Annotated in this window: 14 protein-coding genes; 4 read left to right on the top strand and 10 right to left on the bottom strand. The window is 67.0% G+C overall.

Features of this window, described 5'->3' with window-relative positions; genetic code table 11:
• The first annotated feature begins 280 nt into the window (after positions 1-280).
• On the top strand, positions 281-2,014 hold the full coding sequence (locus tag NP3_RS06600; protein WP_063038802.1) for a glycerol-3-phosphate dehydrogenase/oxidase: 1,734 nt from the start codon (positions 281-283) through the stop codon (positions 2,012-2,014).
• A 3-nt stretch (positions 2,015-2,017) separates the two neighbouring features.
• On the opposite strand, the gene NP3_RS06595 is transcribed toward NP3_RS06600, so the two are convergent.
• The 9 genes from NP3_RS06595 to NP3_RS06555 form a co-directional block, all read right to left on the bottom strand.
• On the bottom strand, positions 2,018-3,286 hold the full coding sequence (locus tag NP3_RS06595; protein ID WP_063038799.1) for a sensor histidine kinase: 1,269 nt from the start codon (positions 3,284-3,286) through the stop codon (positions 2,018-2,020).
• Complete coding sequence (locus NP3_RS06590; RefSeq protein ID WP_063038797.1) at positions 3,283-3,957, bottom strand: response regulator transcription factor; 675 nt, start codon at positions 3,955-3,957, stop codon at positions 3,283-3,285. Before NP3_RS06590 ends, NP3_RS06595 begins: the two co-directional genes overlap by 4 nt.
• A 54-nt stretch (positions 3,958-4,011) precedes the next feature.
• Entirely contained in the window at positions 4,012-4,230 is a 219-nt protein-coding gene (locus NP3_RS06585) for a hypothetical protein (protein WP_063038794.1), read from the bottom strand.
• Positions 4,231-4,322: 92 nt separating this feature from the next.
• A complete protein-coding gene (locus tag NP3_RS06580) occupies positions 4,323-4,904 on the bottom strand; it encodes a TetR/AcrR family transcriptional regulator (RefSeq protein ID WP_157124163.1) in 582 nt (193 codons plus the stop codon).
• A 62-nt stretch (positions 4,905-4,966) separates the two neighbouring features.
• Positions 4,967-6,331, bottom strand: a complete 1,365-nt coding sequence (locus NP3_RS06575; RefSeq protein WP_157124160.1) for a hydroxysqualene dehydroxylase — start codon at positions 6,329-6,331, stop codon at positions 4,967-4,969.
• A 66-nt stretch (positions 6,332-6,397) separates the two neighbouring features.
• Positions 6,398-7,231, bottom strand: coding sequence for an MBL fold metallo-hydrolase (locus NP3_RS06570; protein ID WP_063038790.1), 834 nt, complete (start codon positions 7,229-7,231; stop codon positions 6,398-6,400).
• Positions 7,231-7,797, bottom strand: a complete 567-nt coding sequence (locus NP3_RS06565) for a TetR/AcrR family transcriptional regulator (RefSeq protein WP_063038788.1) — start codon at positions 7,795-7,797, stop codon at positions 7,231-7,233. The genes NP3_RS06570 and NP3_RS06565 overlap by 1 nt, the downstream gene beginning before the upstream one ends.
• A 328-nt stretch (positions 7,798-8,125) precedes the next feature.
• Positions 8,126-8,932 (bottom strand): DNA-formamidopyrimidine glycosylase family protein, encoded by an 807-nt coding sequence (locus NP3_RS06560; RefSeq protein ID WP_063038786.1) that lies wholly within the window; start codon positions 8,930-8,932, stop codon positions 8,126-8,128.
• A gap of 404 nt (positions 8,933-9,336) precedes the next feature.
• On the bottom strand, positions 9,337-14,160 hold the full coding sequence (locus NP3_RS06555; RefSeq protein ID WP_063038870.1) for an ATP-dependent helicase: 4,824 nt from the start codon (positions 14,158-14,160) through the stop codon (positions 9,337-9,339).
• Positions 14,161-14,297: 137 nt separating this feature from the next.
• Here NP3_RS06555 and NP3_RS06550 point away from each other — a divergent pair, with 137 nt between their 5' ends.
• Positions 14,298-14,843 carry a histidine phosphatase family protein gene (locus NP3_RS06550; protein WP_063038784.1) on the top strand — a complete coding sequence of 182 codons (546 nt, stop codon included), beginning with the start codon at positions 14,298-14,300 and terminating at the stop codon, positions 14,841-14,843.
• Here NP3_RS06550 and NP3_RS06545 read toward each other — a convergent pair.
• Entirely contained in the window at positions 14,833-15,462 is a 630-nt protein-coding gene (locus NP3_RS06545; RefSeq protein ID WP_063038782.1) for a TetR/AcrR family transcriptional regulator, read from the bottom strand. The genes NP3_RS06550 and NP3_RS06545 overlap by 11 nt on opposite strands.
• 69 nt (positions 15,463-15,531) lie before the next feature.
• On the opposite strand from NP3_RS06545, the gene NP3_RS06540 reads away from it, so the two are divergent.
• A complete protein-coding gene (locus NP3_RS06540) occupies positions 15,532-16,479 on the top strand; it encodes a patatin-like phospholipase family protein (RefSeq protein WP_063038867.1) in 948 nt (315 codons plus the stop codon).
• Positions 16,476-16,973, top strand: a 498-nt coding sequence (locus tag NP3_RS06535) for an SDR family NAD(P)-dependent oxidoreductase (RefSeq protein WP_157124159.1), incomplete at its 3' end; no start/stop codon positions are given. The genes NP3_RS06540 and NP3_RS06535, both read left to right, overlap by 4 nt.

Below are 16,973 nucleotides of genomic sequence, written 5' to 3'. Positions count from 1 at the left end.
CTACTAAAACGGACGTGGCGAGCGGCGAAAACGACGGAGCGCGCCGCGCATCACATCGCGACCAGCGGGTTCTCGGACTAGTGTTGGGGTCGGCTACCGGCGAGTAGTGCCGACTATCGGCCGCGGGCGACACGGCTTCGGCCCCGACACGGGATCGTCGCCGATTCCTTTAGCCTGTACAACAGAAGACCGCCCCCCCGACTGAGCAGCTCGATCGTGTGCCCGAAGGACCACAACGTCGTCTGAACCCCGGCGCCGGGGTCGGCTGGAGGAGTCGCGCATGACCAAGCAACCGGAATCGCAGTTCCTCGGACCCGAGCAACGCGCGACGGCATGGGAGCGCTTCGGTAAGGATCACTTCGACGTGGTCGTCGTCGGGGGCGGCGTGGTCGGCTCGGGTATAGCGCTCGACGCGGCCACGCGCGGTCTGAAGGTCGCGCTGGTCGAGGCGCGCGATCTCGCCTCCGGCACCTCCAGCCGGTCCTCGAAGATGTTCCACGGCGGACTGCGCTACCTGGAGCAACTGGAATTCGGGCTGGTGCGCGAGGCGCTGCGGGAACGCGAACTCGCACTCGCCAGGCTCGCACCGCATCTGGTGAAGCCGCTGCGCTTCCTCTACCCGCTGACCCGTCGTGGCTGGGAACGCCCCTACGTGGCCGCCGGACTGGTGCTCTACGACACCATGGGCGGCGCGAAATCCGTTCCCGGCCAACATCATCTATCCCGGGCGGGCGCACTGCGACTGGCGCCGGGTTTGCGCCCCGGTGCACTGATCGGCGGCGTCAGTTACTACGACACCGTCGTCGACGATGCCCGCCACACCATGACCGTCGCCCGTACCGCCGCGCACTACGGCGCGGTGATCCGCACCTCCACCCAGGTCGTCGGCTTTCTGCGCGAGGCGGACCGGGTCGTCGGGGTGAAGGTGCGCGACAGCGAGGACGGTCGCGCCGGCGAAATCCGCGCCCACGTGGTGATCAATGCGACCGGTGTGTGGACCGACGAGGTCCAGGCGCTTTCGCACAATCGCGGCCGCTTCCACGTGCGTGCGTCCAAGGGTGTGCACATCGTGGTGCCGCGCGACCGCATAGTCAGCGATGCCGCGATCATCCTGCGCACCGCGAGCTCGGTGCTGTTCGTCATCCCGTGGGGCGCGCACTGGATCATCGGCACCACCGATACCGATTGGAATCTGGATCTCGCCCATCCGGCGGCGACCAAGGCCGATATCGATTATCTGCTGGATCGGGTCAACCAGGTGCTGGTCACCCCGCTCACGCCCGCCGATATCGACGGTGTCTACGCGGGTCTGCGGCCTTTGCTCGCGGGAGAAAGCGATTCGACTTCCAAGCTTTCGCGGGAACACGCCGTCGCCAGGGTCGCACCGGGGCTTGTCGGCATCGCGGGTGGCAAATACACCACCTACCGCGTGATGGCCTATGACGCGGTCGACGAAGCGGCACAGGATATTCCGGCGCGCGTCTCACCGTCCATCACCGAGAAGGTTCCGCTGCTCGGCGCCGACGGCTATTTCGCGCTGATCAATCAGACAGTGCAACTCGCCGAGGCCTATGGCGTGCATCCGTATCGGATCAAGCATCTGCTCGATCGCTACGGTTCGCTCATCGACGAGGTCATGGCCATGGCCGACGGCAAACCCGAACTGCTGCAACCGATTATGGACGCACCGTCGTATCTGCAGGTGGAAGCCGTCTACGCGGCCGCGGCGGAGGGCGCGCTGCATCTGGACGACATTCTGGCCCGCCGGACCAGGATCTCCATCGAATACTCGCACCGCGGCGCGAACTGCGCCGAGCAGGTGGCCCATCTGGTCGCGCCGATACTCGGCTGGGACGATGACGAAATCGACTGGGAGATAAGTACTTACCAAGCGCGCGTGGAGGCGGAGATTCGCTCCCAGACCCAGCCGGACGACCCTTCCGCCGATGCCCTGCGCATCGCCGCCCCCGAACCGCGCGCGGAGATCCTGGAACCGGTCCCGTTGGACAGGTGAGAACTAGACGCCAGGCGGCGGCAGCACAATCGAGGCGATCGTGCCGCCACCCGCAGCCGGTTCCATTGTCGCTGTGCCGCCGTGCAATTCGGCGATCCACGCCACCAGCGCCAGTCCGATTCCGCTGCCACGCCCACCGCTCACTCCGCGCGCGAACGGACTGCTCGACAACTGCGGCGTCAAACCAGCCCCATGGTCACGCACGCTGACCCGGCCATCGGCCACATGCACCTCCACGGGCGCACCGCGATTGACCGCCCCGTGCGTGATCGCATTCTCGATGAGATTGCGCACCGCAAGGCCCAGCAGATGCGGATCACCGGTCACCACGCTGGGATTCGCCTGCAGCACGATATTGTCCTGCGGGAACTCCTCGACCACCGATTCGGTGAGCTGATCGAGCAGCAGCTGCACTTTTTCCATGGTGGTAACGCCCGCCTGCATTCGCGCACGCGCCAATAGTCCCGAGACGATCCGCTCCATCCGGCTGCCCAATGCCCTGGCATCGACCAACGCCCGCTCGACCTCGTGCGGATTGCGGCGGCGCGGCGCGGTGACCAAACCGAGAGTCGTGAGCGGCGTACGCAATTCGTGTGCGGCATCCCCCAGAAACCGCTCCTGCTCTTCGAGCAGCACAATGGCCTGCCGCATGCTCCGGCCCGAGAGCAGATGTCCGGCCATCGCGGACAACGCGACCAGCGTGAGGCCGCCGACGACGAGCCCCCAGATCAGCAGCGCCCGATCACGGTCGAACGCACCGGGATTCGTGCCCGCGATGACCACCGCCTTGGTCTCGGACTCCTCCCAGGTGATGGGTGTCGCCGCGATACGGACCGGGCGGCCCGCACCGTCGTATCCGTCGCGGAAGACGGTCTCCCCGGCCAGGTCGGCGTCATCGGCGAGTCCCGCGACGCCGTCGTCCTTGGGCAGCCAGGAGCGCAGATGCGCGAAATTCTCCTGCCACCTGCCATTCCCAGGCGCGCTGAGCACCACCACCGCGACTTCGCCGTTGGCCAGGGCATCGTTCTCGAGCTGGCTCACATCGATGGTTTGCTCGCCCTCGGGCAGGTTGACGGCGCGGAACAGTCCGCTCACCACCCGATCGAGGGAATCGTCGACCGCGGCCTCCCGCGAGCGGGTATCGATGGTCGCCGCGACGATGCCGAGAATGATCAGACAGGTCGCGGTGATGGCGGTGATCAGTGCGGTGAGCAGCCAGCGGGTGCGGCGCAGGCGGGCCACGGCCGGGCGGGCATCCGCCGTGGAGATCAAGGTGCGAATGGGTCACCTCCGATCATGAAACCGGTGCCGCGCACGGTCTCGATCACCGGCGGTGCGCCGAGTTTGCGCCGCAGCTGGGCTATGACGGCGTCGACGACATTCGATGCGGGCTCGGCCATTTCGTCCCAGCAGCATTCGATGAGTTCCGAACGCGATACGACGCTGCCCGCGCGCGTGGCGAGCAGTTCGAGTACGGCGAATTCCTTCGGAGTCAGCGAGCGCAGAATGCCCGCGCGCTGCACCCGGCGACGCGGCAGGTCGATATCGATGTCGCCGAGCACGATCCGGGCCGGCGCCGGATGTTCGCGCCGCCGCGACAGCGCACGCACCCGTGCGGCGAGTTCCGGCAGCGCGAACGGTTTGACCAGGTAGTCGTCGGCACCGTGCTCGAATCCGGCTATGCGATCGGCCAATGCGTCGCGGGCGGTGAGCATCAGGACCGGAACCCGCTGACCCCGCGCGCGGTGCGCGGCGACCAGTTGCAGACCGTCGCCGTCGGGCAGGCCCCGATCCACGACGAGCACGTCGTAGCCGTTGACGGAGATCTTGAAATCGGCATCCGCGAGGTTGGGGGCAAGGTCCACCGCGAAACCGGCCGAGCGCAGTCCCGCGGCGACTTCCATGCCGAGACCTTCGTCGTCCTCGATCACCAGCACTCGCACGAGGTCAGAGAATAAGGTATTTCACACCTGGTGCGCATACTGGTGTCCGAGTGCTCAGTAGGTGTACAGATCCCAGCCGTCGGCGACCTCGCGGCACTCCCACTGGGTGCCGCCGGTTTTCGGGGAGTTGCCGTCGGCGGCGCAGGCGTCGTAGGTCGCGTAGTTGCCGATGAACGGGGTGTGCATCGGGGTGGGCGCGGCCGACGCGGCACCGGCCGCGGCGACAGCACCGAGGGCGAACATTCCGGCGGCGATCGCGGTGCGGAACTTCATGGTTTTCCTCTCTTCTGCGCGGGCTGTTCCCGCGTTGCGACAAGAAAACCAATGTGTCCGTGAGAATTTCGTGATGACGCTGAAACCGCTGTTCAGTGCTCCTTTTTCGGGGTCTCGACATAGGTGGCCCAGGCCAGGATCGACCGAATGTAGCGCAGTACCAGCTCATCCGGGTACTGCTGCGTATCGGCCAGATGCAGCCGGGCCAGTTCCTCCAATGCCGCGAGCATGATTCGCTCGGTCGCGCCATCCGGGTCGACGGTGACCCCGGCATGGCGTGACAGATGCCGCGCCCCGATCACCCGCGCGTAGGCCCGGCCGAGTTCGAGCCGGTCGCGCAGATCCGGCGGTCCGCCGTCGGGTGGGCTGAGGATGATCCGCCAACTGGTCGGCGCGGCATGCAGATAGGCGAGAATGCCGCGGCCGATCCGATCCGCATCGTCATCGGTGTCGGACCAGTCGAGAGTGCCGATACCGGCCAGTGCGATGGCCGATTCGCGATCCACCAGCGCGGTCATCAATCCGGACAGATCGGTGAACTGCTGATACACCAATGCCCGTGCGACCTCGCCCTCACGCGCGACTCGATCGATACTCACCGCGCCGAAGCCGTCGACGGCGACGATATCGCGCGCAACATCGAGTAGCTGTGCGCGCCGGTCGGCCGCGGACATGCGGCGCTTGGGCGTGGGGCATGGTTTCGCGGTGGGGTGCTCGGACATCGAGCGCTCCGTGGTCACGGCAAAGACGGTAGCGCAAGTAGCAGGTCCACCGCCTTGGCAGCGCTCTGCACCGCGCTCTCCATGGTGGCCGACCAGTCGGTCGCGGTCCAGTCGCCCGCCAGCACCAGCGTCGGCACCGAGGTGCGCTGATCCGGGCGCAGCCCGTGCGTGCCGAGCACCTGGGAGAAGGTCGCCTTCGGCATCCGAACCACGTGTCCCTGAACGACTTCGGCGTTTTCGGCGGCCGGGTAGTAGCGGCGCAGCAGGCGCATCTGTTCGTCGATGATCTGCTCGTTGGTCTTGTGGATCTGCTCGTACGCGCCGCTGGTGGTCAGGCAGTACAGCCAGGCCTGATCGGTGCTGCGCCCGGTCATCCGCTGCCGGTCGAAGACCTCGTCGATGACGCCGGTGCCGCCGATCAGCGCCTCGAATTCGGCCTCGGTGCCGAGCGGGCGGTCCAGGTAAAGGTTGGTGCTGACGATCGGTGTAACGCCCAATTTATCCGCGGCGGCATAGATTTCGGAATATTCGGGCAGATCGTCGAGCAGCCCGCCGATATTCGAATTCGGTACCGCGCAGACGACGGCATCGGCCGGGACGATCGAGCCGTCGGCGAGCGTTACCCCGGTCACCGCGCCATTGTCGATATTGATGCGACGGGCCACCGCGCGGTGCCGGACCTCGACGCCGTATTTCTCGAAAACCCTTTGGGCCCCCGTGATATAGAGCGTATCGAGGTCGGTGGTCGGGTAGCCGATGGTGACCGCCCGACGATGTTTCATCCCGAGACGGATGCCGGTAGCAAGCAAATCGGCGAGGATCTTCGCCGATTCCTGCTGCACCGGTTCGGCCGCGAGACCGAGAGCGAGCCAGTCCCACAACGCTTCTCGTGCCGGAGCTGGCATGCCGACCCGGTTGAACCACTGCTCGGTGGTGAGGTCGGCAAGGTAGTCGGGCTGGTGCAGGCTCTGCCAGCCCAGGCGCGCCGTGGCGCGGGCCGCGCGCAGCCGATCGAGCAGGCTCGCGTCGGGATGTGCGCCGAAGAGGGTGCGCCAGGCGCCCCAGCCCTTCGTCACTACGGGGGTGCTGCGTCCACCCGGCCAGCGCAGTGTGCCGCCCTGTGGGAAGGCGACGTACTGGCGGGTGCCGACGCTGGTCAGATAGCGGAACAGGTGGTCGTAACCGCTGGCGATCACATGCTGGCCGTTATCGGGAAGGTCATCGGCCGCTTCGACTTTCATCGCGTGCGTCCGGCCGCCGAGTCGACCGCGGCGTTCCAGCAGGGTCACCTGCTTACCTGCCTCGGCCAACCAGACCGCGGACGCGAGCCCGGCCAGTCCGCCCCCGATGACCACATACCGCCGCGGATCGTTCACGATGCACTCCCTGGATTAACTTACATTCTGCAAGTTAATCGGAATTGCTCGGGCCGTCAAGGGTTTTGGCTATGCGCCGATCTGCTCCATGGCATGGAATTCGATCGAACTGTGCGCGGAGAACACCGTGACCTCGTCGCCGTGGTCGCGCATCAGTTCGCGCAACCGCTGCTGATTCTCGATGCGGGCGGCGGGAAGTGTCTGCACATTCTTCTCGAACATGGCTGTTCCAAGCGGTTGTCGCGGATGAACCGGGTCGAGAACACCGGGATGGAAGTAGGCGTCGCCCGCGGATAGCAGCCAGCCGTTCCCGGTGTCGACGGCGACGCCCGCATGGCCGCGGGTATGCCCGGCGAGCGGGATGATCAGGATTTCCGATGGCAGACCGGTCAATTCGCGCACCGCGTCGAAACCGAACCAGCTGTCACCGGTATCCGCGTACGACTCCCAGCGCGGACCGTGCCGGAACTGAGGTTCCTTGTAGCGCAAGCGTTCTTCGCGTGTGTGCTCGCCTTGCAGGGCACGCAGTTCCTCCGCGTATACGTGCACGCGCGCGTCCGGGAAGTCGGCGAGGCCGCCCGCATGGTCGAGATCGAGATGGGTGAGCACGATGTCGCGGACGTCCTCGCGCCGGTAACCCAGCGCTTCGATCTGGCGCACCGCGGTCTGTGCGAGATCGAGTACCGGATTGGTGAGCCGGAGGAAGCGGCGGCCGAGCCATTCCTCGGGGCGGTGCACCGCCTGTTCGCCGACTCCGGTCTCCACCAGGACGAGTCCGGAGTCGAGTTCGAGGAGTAAACAGTGGCAGACCATTTCGGCGCGGCGGAAGATGCTGCCGGTGCCGTCCAGGAGTCGGCCGCCGAGTGGGCGCATGGTGCCGCAATTGAGGTGGTGCACGCGCATCAGGAGAGTTCCCGTTCGAAGGTGGTACGCAGGTGGGCGGCGACCGCGCGCAGCGGCGCGACATCACGTTTGGTCTTGGCGAGCATCAGGGCCCCCTCGATCGTGGCGAGGGCGACAGTCGAAAGTTCGGTGGCGCGCTCCTGGTCGATTCCCTTGTCCCTCAGGTACTTTTCGATCGACTCGCGCCAGGATTCGAAACCGGTGACGCAGGCCTGCCTGATCGTTTCGCTTTCGCGCCCCGCGTCGAGTGCGATGGTCGCGATCGGGCAGCCGCGTTCGAAATCGGAGTCGACGAGCAGTGCGGTGAGGACGTCGAAGACGGTGGCGATATCGCCGCCGTCGGCGAGGATTGCGTCGAGCTGGTCGCGCAGTTGCCTGCTCGATTGGGTGAGGGCCTCGGCGGCGAGTTGCTCCTTGCCGCCGGGGAAGTGGAAGTAGAGCGAGCCCTTGGGCGCGCCGCCCGCGCTGACGAGTTGATTCAGGCCGGTGGCGTGATAGCCCTGGGTGTGGAAGAGGTCCGCCGCGGCGTCGATGAAGCGTTGGCGGGAGTCGGTGCGAGGTGCCACGTCTTCACGGTACGTGAACTATGACGACCGGTCTAGTTAGTTCGGGAAACTGGTGGATACTCGAGGTCGGTGGCGGTGGATTCGGGATGGTCGAATCGTCGATCGGGGAAAGGACTTGCAGGAGTAGATAACTGAAGACCGCGGTGGCAGTGAGGGCAAGGAGGGCGGCGAGTAGTCGACTGGCAATCGCGATCAGCCGTCGCGTCCCTGTGTCCAGTGCTATCACTCTTGCCAGCTCTCTAGTTGCTTGTCCGTGCTCCCAGAAGTGAGTCGTGCAGAACTGGGCAAGTGTTAGCAACTGAATGGCAAATGACTGCCTTCGGTGCGGTCAGGCGGGTTCGGGTTGGCAGCGTGGGCAGAAGTAGATGCCGCGTTCGCGCTGGGTGATGCGGTCGGACTGGGGGTTTCGGGCCGTTCGGCCGGGTTGGGGTTCGGTCTCGCCGAGAAGATGGACGACCATGCGGGTGCCGCAGCGCTGACACGGACGGCGGGCGCGGCCGTAGGCAAGTGGCCGCCACGGCGGTTCGGTGGCGGCCTTGGTGAGTACGCGATGCGCCTCGTGTATGAGGGCGAGCAGGTCGGGGACGTCGCCGACCGGTGTTGCGGGGTGGACGCGGCGCAGGAAGCAGACTTCGCTGCGGAAGATATTGCCGATACCGGCCAGGTTGCGCTGGTCGAGTAGGGCGAGGCCGATCGGTTGCGCCGGATGCCGTGCCAGTCGTCGCACCGCCTCGGTCACGTCCCAGTTCGCGCCGAGCAGGTCCGGTCCGAGATGGTCGGTGGCGGTGTGCTCGTCCGCGCGGCGCAGCACCTCGACGGTGCCGAGCGAAAAGCCCACTGCCTCGGTGTCATCGGTGCCGAGCACCAGCCGGGCGGTCACCGGCGGCCGCGTCCACCGTTCACCGGCGCAGTAGGTCCGCCATTCGCCCTCCATCTTCAAATGCGTGTGGACGCTGACCTCGTCGGTTCGGACGAACAGATGCTTGCCATAACTGGCGACCCCCTCGACCCGCTGCCCGACCAGATCGACCGTGGCATAGCGCGGCACCCGGAAATCGCTGCGGATCAGCGTCTTTCCTTCCAACGCGAGCCGCAGTCTGGCCGCGGTCAGGAATACGGTGTCGCCTTCAGGCATGGCTCGACCATAGGTTGATCCGGGCCGGACTCACTCTTCGTAGGGTGAATCCGCGCTTTCCCATGCAATTCCCGCTTTTCAGGGTGCGAGTGGTTGCCGTGCAGTTCTCGTTCTTCAGTGTGCGCAGGCCCGGCGAGGCGACTGCCGGAGTGGGGTCGCCGTGCGCTGGTTCGTCGGGGACCGGCTTGCTCCGTAGTCGCAGGCGCGGTGGGGTTATCGGGAATCCGGCCTCGCTTTGCGGCGTGTGAGTGGCCGTTGCGGCGGCTGCCAGGATGGTGTCGTCGTGCGCGGCTCGGGTCACGGCTTGCTCCGTAGTCGCAGGCGCGGTGGGGTTACCGGGAATCCGGCCTCGCTTTGCGGCGTGTGAGTGGCCGTTGCGGCGGCTGCCGGGATGGTGTCGCCGTTCACGGCTTGCTCCGCAGTCGGAGGCCTCTTGGGGTCGCGGAGAATCCGGCCTCGGTGAGGAAACCGGCGAAGGTGTTGCCGTGCACCGTTTCTCCGTCGACTCGGTCGATCACGAGTGAGTCGACGCGGCGGTCGCGGACCAGATCGGCCAGGGCGGTGGCCGCGGCCTGGCGGACGTTCGGGTCCTCGGTGAAGGTGAGCAGGGTTTTGCCGCCGCGCTCCAGATACAGCGCGAGTTCGCCGTCGACGAGCACGACGATGGCGCCGGCCTTGCGGCCGGGACGGTGACCCGCGCCCTCGGACGGTCCCTTCGGCCAGGGCAGTGCCGCACCGTAGGGGTTTGCGGGATCGCTTGCCGCCAAGGCGAATGCGGTGCTCCGGCGTTGTCGACCGGTGCCGGGGCGGGTGCGCTCAGTGTCGAAGGAGCGCAGCCGGTCCACCACATCGGTGGTGGAGAACTGCGCGCCGCCCAGCGAATCGATGAAATAGCCGCGGCGGCAACGGCCGCGATCCTCGAATTCGGTGAGCACGCGGTACATGAGCGCGAATCCGCCCGGTACGCCCTCGTTCTGGACCGAACCGCGGGTCAGCACGCCGTACCGTTCCAGCAGGGTGTCCGCCGTTGCGTGGGCGCGCACCGTGTTGTCCGCTACTCGCTGCGGCAGCAGCGACCAGCGGCCCGCGACGGCGGGCGGTCCGGATCGGGTGGGCATATTCGGTCGTGGGAGGTAGGCGCGTCCGCGCGGTGCGCGCCGTGGTGTGCGATGGGCGGTGGTCGTCCGTGCGGTCCCCGAGAGCAGGGCGCGAACGGGGGCGAAGGTGTCACCCGAGACCACGCCTGCCCACACGAGCTCCCACAATGCATTCGCGACTTCGGTGTCGTCGAGGAGTCCCGTGGCGTCGGAGAGTTGCCGGAAGAAGTACGCGCCGCCGCCGTGCAGGACCGGGGGGAGTCGCAGCGGCGACCCGTCTCGGCCCGCTGAGCCGTTGGCGGTCACCGAGGTGCCTCGTGTCGCCGAATTGCCCGGCAGCGCTGAATCATCCTGTGCTGCATCATCGTCCAGCGATACGACCTGACCTGATCCGGCGCCGGGCTCGGAATCGATGGGCGTCCACGGGGATATCGATGCCCCCAACCCGTTGAGCAGGCGCAGATGCACCTCGGACAGTTCGATCTCGTCGGCGGGCGTCAGGGTGAACGAGGCCTGATCGGCCAGGTGCAGGGCAATCCAGCCGTCCTTCGCGGTGATTGCGCCGTGCCCGGACCAGATGACCTCACCGGTGGCCATCAACTCGTCCAACATGGCGGGGGAGTAGTCGCGCACCCGCGCGGGCAGAACCAGCGACTCCCACGCGGAAGCGGGAATCGGCACTCCCGCAAGCTGTTCCACCACCGCCGCGACCCCGTCGACCCCGCGCAATTCGCCGGTGCCGATGTGCTGCCAGGACGGCAGGAACCGGCCGAAGGCAGCGGTCGCGACCGGTTCCACCTCGTGCCGGGCGGCCGCGAGCGACCGGCGGCGCAATCGGCGCAGCACCTGACTGTCGCACCACTCCGAGCCGCTGGCCGCGGGTGTGAATTCGCCCTCCACCACGCGCTTTTCCGCGACCAGCCGATGCAGTGCCGTCGCGGCGACCGCGGTGCCGAGTCCGAAACGAGCGGCCACGGCCTCGGTGCTGAACGGTCCGTGTGTGCGGGCATAGCGCCCGACCAGGTCTCCGAGCGGATCGGCGACCGGTTCGATGAATGCGGCGGGGGTGCCGATCGGGAGCGGTACGCCGAGCGCGTCGCGCAGGCGCGCGGCATCTTCCACCGCGACCCACCAGGTCCGTCCGGCGAACGTGACCTCGAGTGCGCGCTTGGACCGCACCAAGCCTGCGAACCATTCCGCCGGATCACCGGTGGGCTCCGCATCGTCGAGTTGAACGCCGACGCAGCGTTGCGCGGCTTCCTCGGCAGTAAGCGGTCCGAGCAACCGCAACAGATCGGCCAGCCCCTCCGCGTCCCGCGCCAACCGTTCGGGTGTGAGCCGCTGCAATTCTCGCTCGGTCTGCTCGATAACGGTGGCGTCCAACAGCTCCCGCAGCTCCACCCGCCCGAGCAGTTCGGCGAGCAGACTCGAATCGAGCGACAGTGCGGCGGCCCGGCGTTCGGCCAGCGGACTGTCCCCGTCGTACATGAACTGTCCGATGTAATCGAACAGCAGGGAGTTGGCGAATGGTGACGGCGTAGCGGTCTCGACCTCGACCAGTCGCACCTGGCGACGCGCCACCCGTCCGAGCAGATCGCGCAGCGACGGCAGATCGTAAACGTCACGCAGGCATTCGCGCACCGTCTCCAACAGGATCGGAAAGTCCGGAAACTTCCGCGCCACATCGAGCAACTGCGCCGACCGCTGCCGCTGCTGCCACAACGGCGCACGCTTACCCGGATCGCGTCGAGGCAGCAGCAGCGCCCGCGCCGCGCACTCCCGGAATCGCGATGCGAACAGCGCTGATCCGCCGACCTGCTCGGTGACGATGTCGTCGATCTCGTCGGGCTCGAATACGAAAAGCTCTGCACCGGGCGGATCGTCGGTGGTATCGGGCAGTCGTACGACTATTCCGTCGTCGGAAGCATTCGGCGCGACGTCCACCCCGAACCGCTCCCGCAGCCGCGCACCGATCGCCAATGCCCACGGTGCGTGCACCGGCAGGCCGTACGGCGAATGCAGCACCAACCGCCAATCGCCGAGCTCGTCGCGGAAGCGCTCGACGATCAGGGTCTTGTCGGTGGGCAATTGTCCGGTGGCAGTGCGTTGTTCATCGAGCAGCGTCACCAGATTCGTGGTGGCATTGTCGTCGAGGCCCGCGCCACGCAGGAGTGCGTCGACTGCTGGATCCGCTGAGGAGCTCTTCTTTCCATCGGAGCCGGGATCCGCACCCTTCGGTGCGTGCACACCGGCCTTGCGAATGAATTCCCCGAGCGCCGCGCCGAGTTCGGCGGGACGTCCGAGTCCGTCACCATGCCAGAACGGCAACCGCCCCGGCTGCCCGAACGCGGGTGTGACCAGCACCCGGTCGAAGGTGATCTCCTCGATGCGCCAGCTGGTCGCGCCGAGGGCGAATACATCGCCGACGCGCGATTCGTACACCATCTCCTCATCGAGTTCGCCCACCCGCGAGGCCTTTTCACCGACCATGTAGACCGCGAACAGGCCGCGATCCGGGATCGCGCCACCTGAGGTCACCGCCAGCCGCTGCGCACCTGGCCGACCGGTGAGCGTGCCCGCGTCGCGGTCCCACACGAGCCGGGGCCGCAATTCGGCGAACTCGTCCGATGGATACCGACCGGCGAGCAGATCGAGCACCGATTCATACGCCGACCTGGGCAGCGAGGCGTAATTGCCGGTGCCGCGCACGGTTTCGAACCAGGCGTCGACATCGATGGGTTCGAGCGCACAGGCCGCGACGGTCTGCTGGGCCAGGATGTCCAAGGGATGAGCGGGAACTTGCAGTGCCTCGATCTGCCCCGCCGTCATCCGCTGCGAGGCGACCGCGCAGTGGATGACATCGGTGCGATGCTTCGGGAACAGCACCCCGCGCGAGATCTCACCGACCTGGTGCCCGGCCCGCCCGACCCGCTGCAACCCGCTCGCCACCGACGGCGGCGCCTCCACCTGCACCACCAAATCGACCGCGCCCATATCGATTCCGAGTTCGAGACTGCTGGTGGCGACAACGCAGCGCAGCCGTCCGCTCTTGAGATCGTCCTCGATCAGCGCCCGCTGCTCCTTGCTCACCGAACCGTGGTGTGCCCGGGCCAGCAGCGGATCCGCGCCGTGGATCACTTCGGTGGACGCGCCGAGTTGGGCGGGCGGCTTGTGTTCGGTCTCGACGGCCTCGCCCAGCCGCGCGGCATAGGCCTCATTGAGCCGCGCGGTCAGCCGCTCGGCCAACCTCCGCGAATTCGCGAAGACGATCGAAGACCGGTGGTCCAGCACCAGATCCACGATCGCCTCGTCCACATGCGGCCAGATCGACCCGGGCTGATCGGAATCGCCCGGTTCGGTCATGTCCGCGATCGGCACACGCACGGACAGATCGAAGGTCTTGGGAGCGGGCGGCGAAACGATGGTGATCGGCGCATTTCCGACCAGGAACCGCCCGACCTCCTCGGGCGGTCGCACCGTCGCCGAGAGCCCGATCCGCTGCGCGGGCCGCGCGGGCCCACCCGTCGCTCGACCGCCACCCCTCATCGAGTCGCTACGCGACGCTGTTATCAGTTGATCCATCCGGGCCAGCGACAGCGCCAGATGCGCGCCGCGCTTACCGCCCGCGATGGCGTGCACCTCGTCCACGATCACCGTGCCGACATCGCTCAGCGTCTCCCTGGCCGCGGAGGTGAGCATCAGGAACAGTGATTCGGGCGTGGTGATCAGAATGTCGGGCGGTGTCCGCTGCATCGATCGCCGGTCCGCCGGACTGGTATCTCCGGACCGAACGCCGACGGTGATCGTGGGCGGGTCCAGGCCGAGCCGCTTCGCGGTCTGGGTGACCCCGACCAGCGGCGCGCGCAAATTCCGTTCGACGTCCACCGCCAATGCCTTCAACGGCGACACATAGAGCACCGAGGTGCCCACCTTGCCCTCCGGCTTCGGCCGGGTGGCGAGTTGATCGATGGCCCACAGAAAGGCCGACAGCGTCTTACCCGAACCGGTCGGCGCGACGACCAAGGTGTGCTCACCTGCGGCAATGGCCTGCCAGGCGCCCAGTTGCGCGGCCGTGGGCGCGGGAAATGCGCCGTCGAACCACTCCTGGGTCGCGGTGGAGAACTGGGCCATGGCATCAGTGTGCACCCGGGCACCGACAACCGGGAGCGGCGCCCGGATTACCTCGAGTCGGGCAAATGGCTCGCGGCCCGAGCGAAGGGGTGGCAATCGAAGTACGGCCGCCAGCGCCGCACCGTACGCTTCCATCCGTGCAAAAGGTGCTCAGACTCGACCTGGTCAGCCATGGCATGACCGAGGCGATGCGAAAGGCACGTTTTCCAGTAGACGAATCGCTGACCGAGGCCGGTCGCCGAGCAATCGCGGCGTATGGCCGCCTGACCGCGGCGCGCGTGCTCACCGGACCCGAACGCCGCACCGTGGAAACGGCTGCGCTGATGGGACTTCCGGGCGAGGAGGACGCCCGGCTGCGCGATCTGGATGCCGGCGCGTGGCGCGGCGGCGAACTGATGTCGGTGCCGCAGGATGAGCTGTATGCCTGGCTGACCGACCCGCAGTTCCGCGGTCACGGAGGCGAATCCGTGACCGATGTGGTCGAGCGGACCAGATACTGGATGGCCGAAATCGCCTCCGAGGGCATGTCCACCATCGCTGTTACCCATCCGGCGGTGATCCGCGCGGCGCTGCTGGTGACCCTGGACGCGCCGCCGAAATCGTTCTGGCGGATCGACATTCCGCCGGGCAGCGTCACCCGGCTGCATTACCGCGGCGAATGGACGTTGCACTTCACGGCGTGAGATCCGGGCTCATCGCGCGCAGCGGTCCATCGCCCATCGTCACGAGCAGTCGTACCGCATCGGTGATCAGCCGCACCGGAATCGACGGATCGACGGCCCGCTGCATGCCGAGTCCGATGCCCATGCTCAGGATTGCCGTCGCGGCATTCTCCGCTGGCATCGGTAGCGGGATTCCGATCGTGTCCGAAAGCGTCTGCACCTGCGCCGCGACGGCGCCGCGCATCATGGCGAGGCTGGAGACCAGCGCGGCCTGCAGTTCCGGATCGTCGCGGGCGACCGTGGCGAATTCGAATTCGAGCATGGTCCAGCCGACATCGCCGATGGTGTGCTCGGCCCATTCATGGAAGCGCGCCAGCTGATCGTCGAGCGTCTCGCCCGCCGCCATCAGATCGGCCACCTCGCCGAACTTCGTCGCGTGGATCAGCCCGAGCACCTCCAAGCAGAGCTCCTTCTTGGTGCGGAAGTTCGAGTAGACCGCGCCCTTCGAGTAGCCCGCCTCCTCGGCGACCCGCTCCAGACTGGTTTTCGCATAGCCCTCGGTCAGGAAGAGATCGCGTGCGGTCGCGATCAGGTCGGCCCTGGTACGGGCCTGACTTTCGGACCGGGTCAGACGTGCCATACCGCGGATTCTACGTACCCTTGGATTTCGAATACCAATGGTATTTGAATTCTGCTAGTGTTTGAAACCATGGGTAACAAAAACCGGTCGCAACGGCGCGGCCTGGCCATCGGCTGCGGCGGCACGCTCGGGTTCGCCTGGATCGTCGCCGCGCTGGCCGCCACCCGCGAGGTGCTGGATTGGGATCCGCGCGAAGCTGACGTCCTGCTCGGCACGTCGGCCGGTGCCGAGACGGTCACCCTGCTCGGCAGCGGTATCGGCGTGGACGAGCTCGTCGCCGTGCAGCGAGGCACCTCGACGAATCCGATTCTGCTGGCGCATATGCGTTCCGAACCCGGACGGTTCCCGCCGCTGCCCAGGCCGCGGCTGGGTGAGTTGGCTTTGAGTCTGCGTGCGCCCGCGACCGGACAGCGGTTGCTCACCGCGGGCAGCGGTCTACTGCCGATCGGCGGTGGTGATGCGAGCTGGCTGCAACATCTGGCCGATCGGCTGAATCCCGGCCGGTCCTGGGTGTCTCATCCCGCGACCTGGCTGGTCAGCATGGACTATGCGACGGGAGAACGGGTTCCGTTCGGCGCGCCCGGCGCACCGTCGGCGACCCTGGGTGCGGCGCTGCGCGCGTCGTGGGCCGTACCCGGCTGGTTCCCACCCGTTTCCATTGCCGGACGCCGCTTCATCGATGGCGGTGCGGGCTCGACCGCATCGGTGGATCTGCTTGCCGCACAAAAACTCGACGAGGTGCTGGTGCTCGCGCCGATGGCCTCCGTCGAAGAGGTCCCCGCGACCGGTCCCGGTCATTTCCTGGAGCGGCAGCTGCGCAATCGCATGAGTGCCCAGCTCGCCGCCGAGGTCGGGGTGTTGCGTGCGGCAGGCACACGCGTCCTCGTGATCGGCGCCACCGCAGCCGATCTCGCGGTGATGGGCCCGAATTTCATGGACGGTCGCCGCCGTCTCGAAACCTTCGAACACAGTCTGCGCAGCACCCGCCGGGCGCTGGAACAAGGAGTCTTCGCATGAATATTCTCGGTCACGGTTATCCGGATATCGACCTCGAGGGCGCGCGGGTGCTGATCACCGGTGCGGGCCGCGGCATCGGACAGTCGACCGCGGAACTGTTCGCGGCCGAGGGCGCTGAAATCGCTATCGCCGATGTCGATACTGCCGCAGCCGAATCCGCCGCTGCGGCGATCGGTGCGCGCGCCTATGAGCTCGACGTCCGTGCTCGCGATCAGTGGGACAAGGTCGTCGCCGACTTCGGTGCGGTGGATGTTCTCGTCAACAATGCGGGCGTCATGCCCGCGGGCGCGTTCCTCGACGAGCCCGACGCGGTCGGCCACGCCACCTTCGATATCAACGTCTGGGGCCTAATCCACGGTATGCGCGCCGTCGTGCCCGGCATGATCGAGCGCCGCCGCGGCCACGTCGTCAATGTCGCCTCGCTCGCGGGCAAGATCCCGGTCGCGGGCCTCGCCGTCTACAACGCGAGCAAATTCGCCGCCGTGGGCCTGTCC

The organism is Nocardia pseudovaccinii NBRC 100343 (genome assembly GCF_001613225.1).
Lineage (GTDB): Bacteria > Actinomycetota > Actinomycetes > Mycobacteriales > Mycobacteriaceae > Nocardia > Nocardia pseudovaccinii.
The sequence above is the reverse complement of the archived record's forward strand: the minus strand, read 5'-3'. Positions and strand labels throughout refer to the sequence as shown.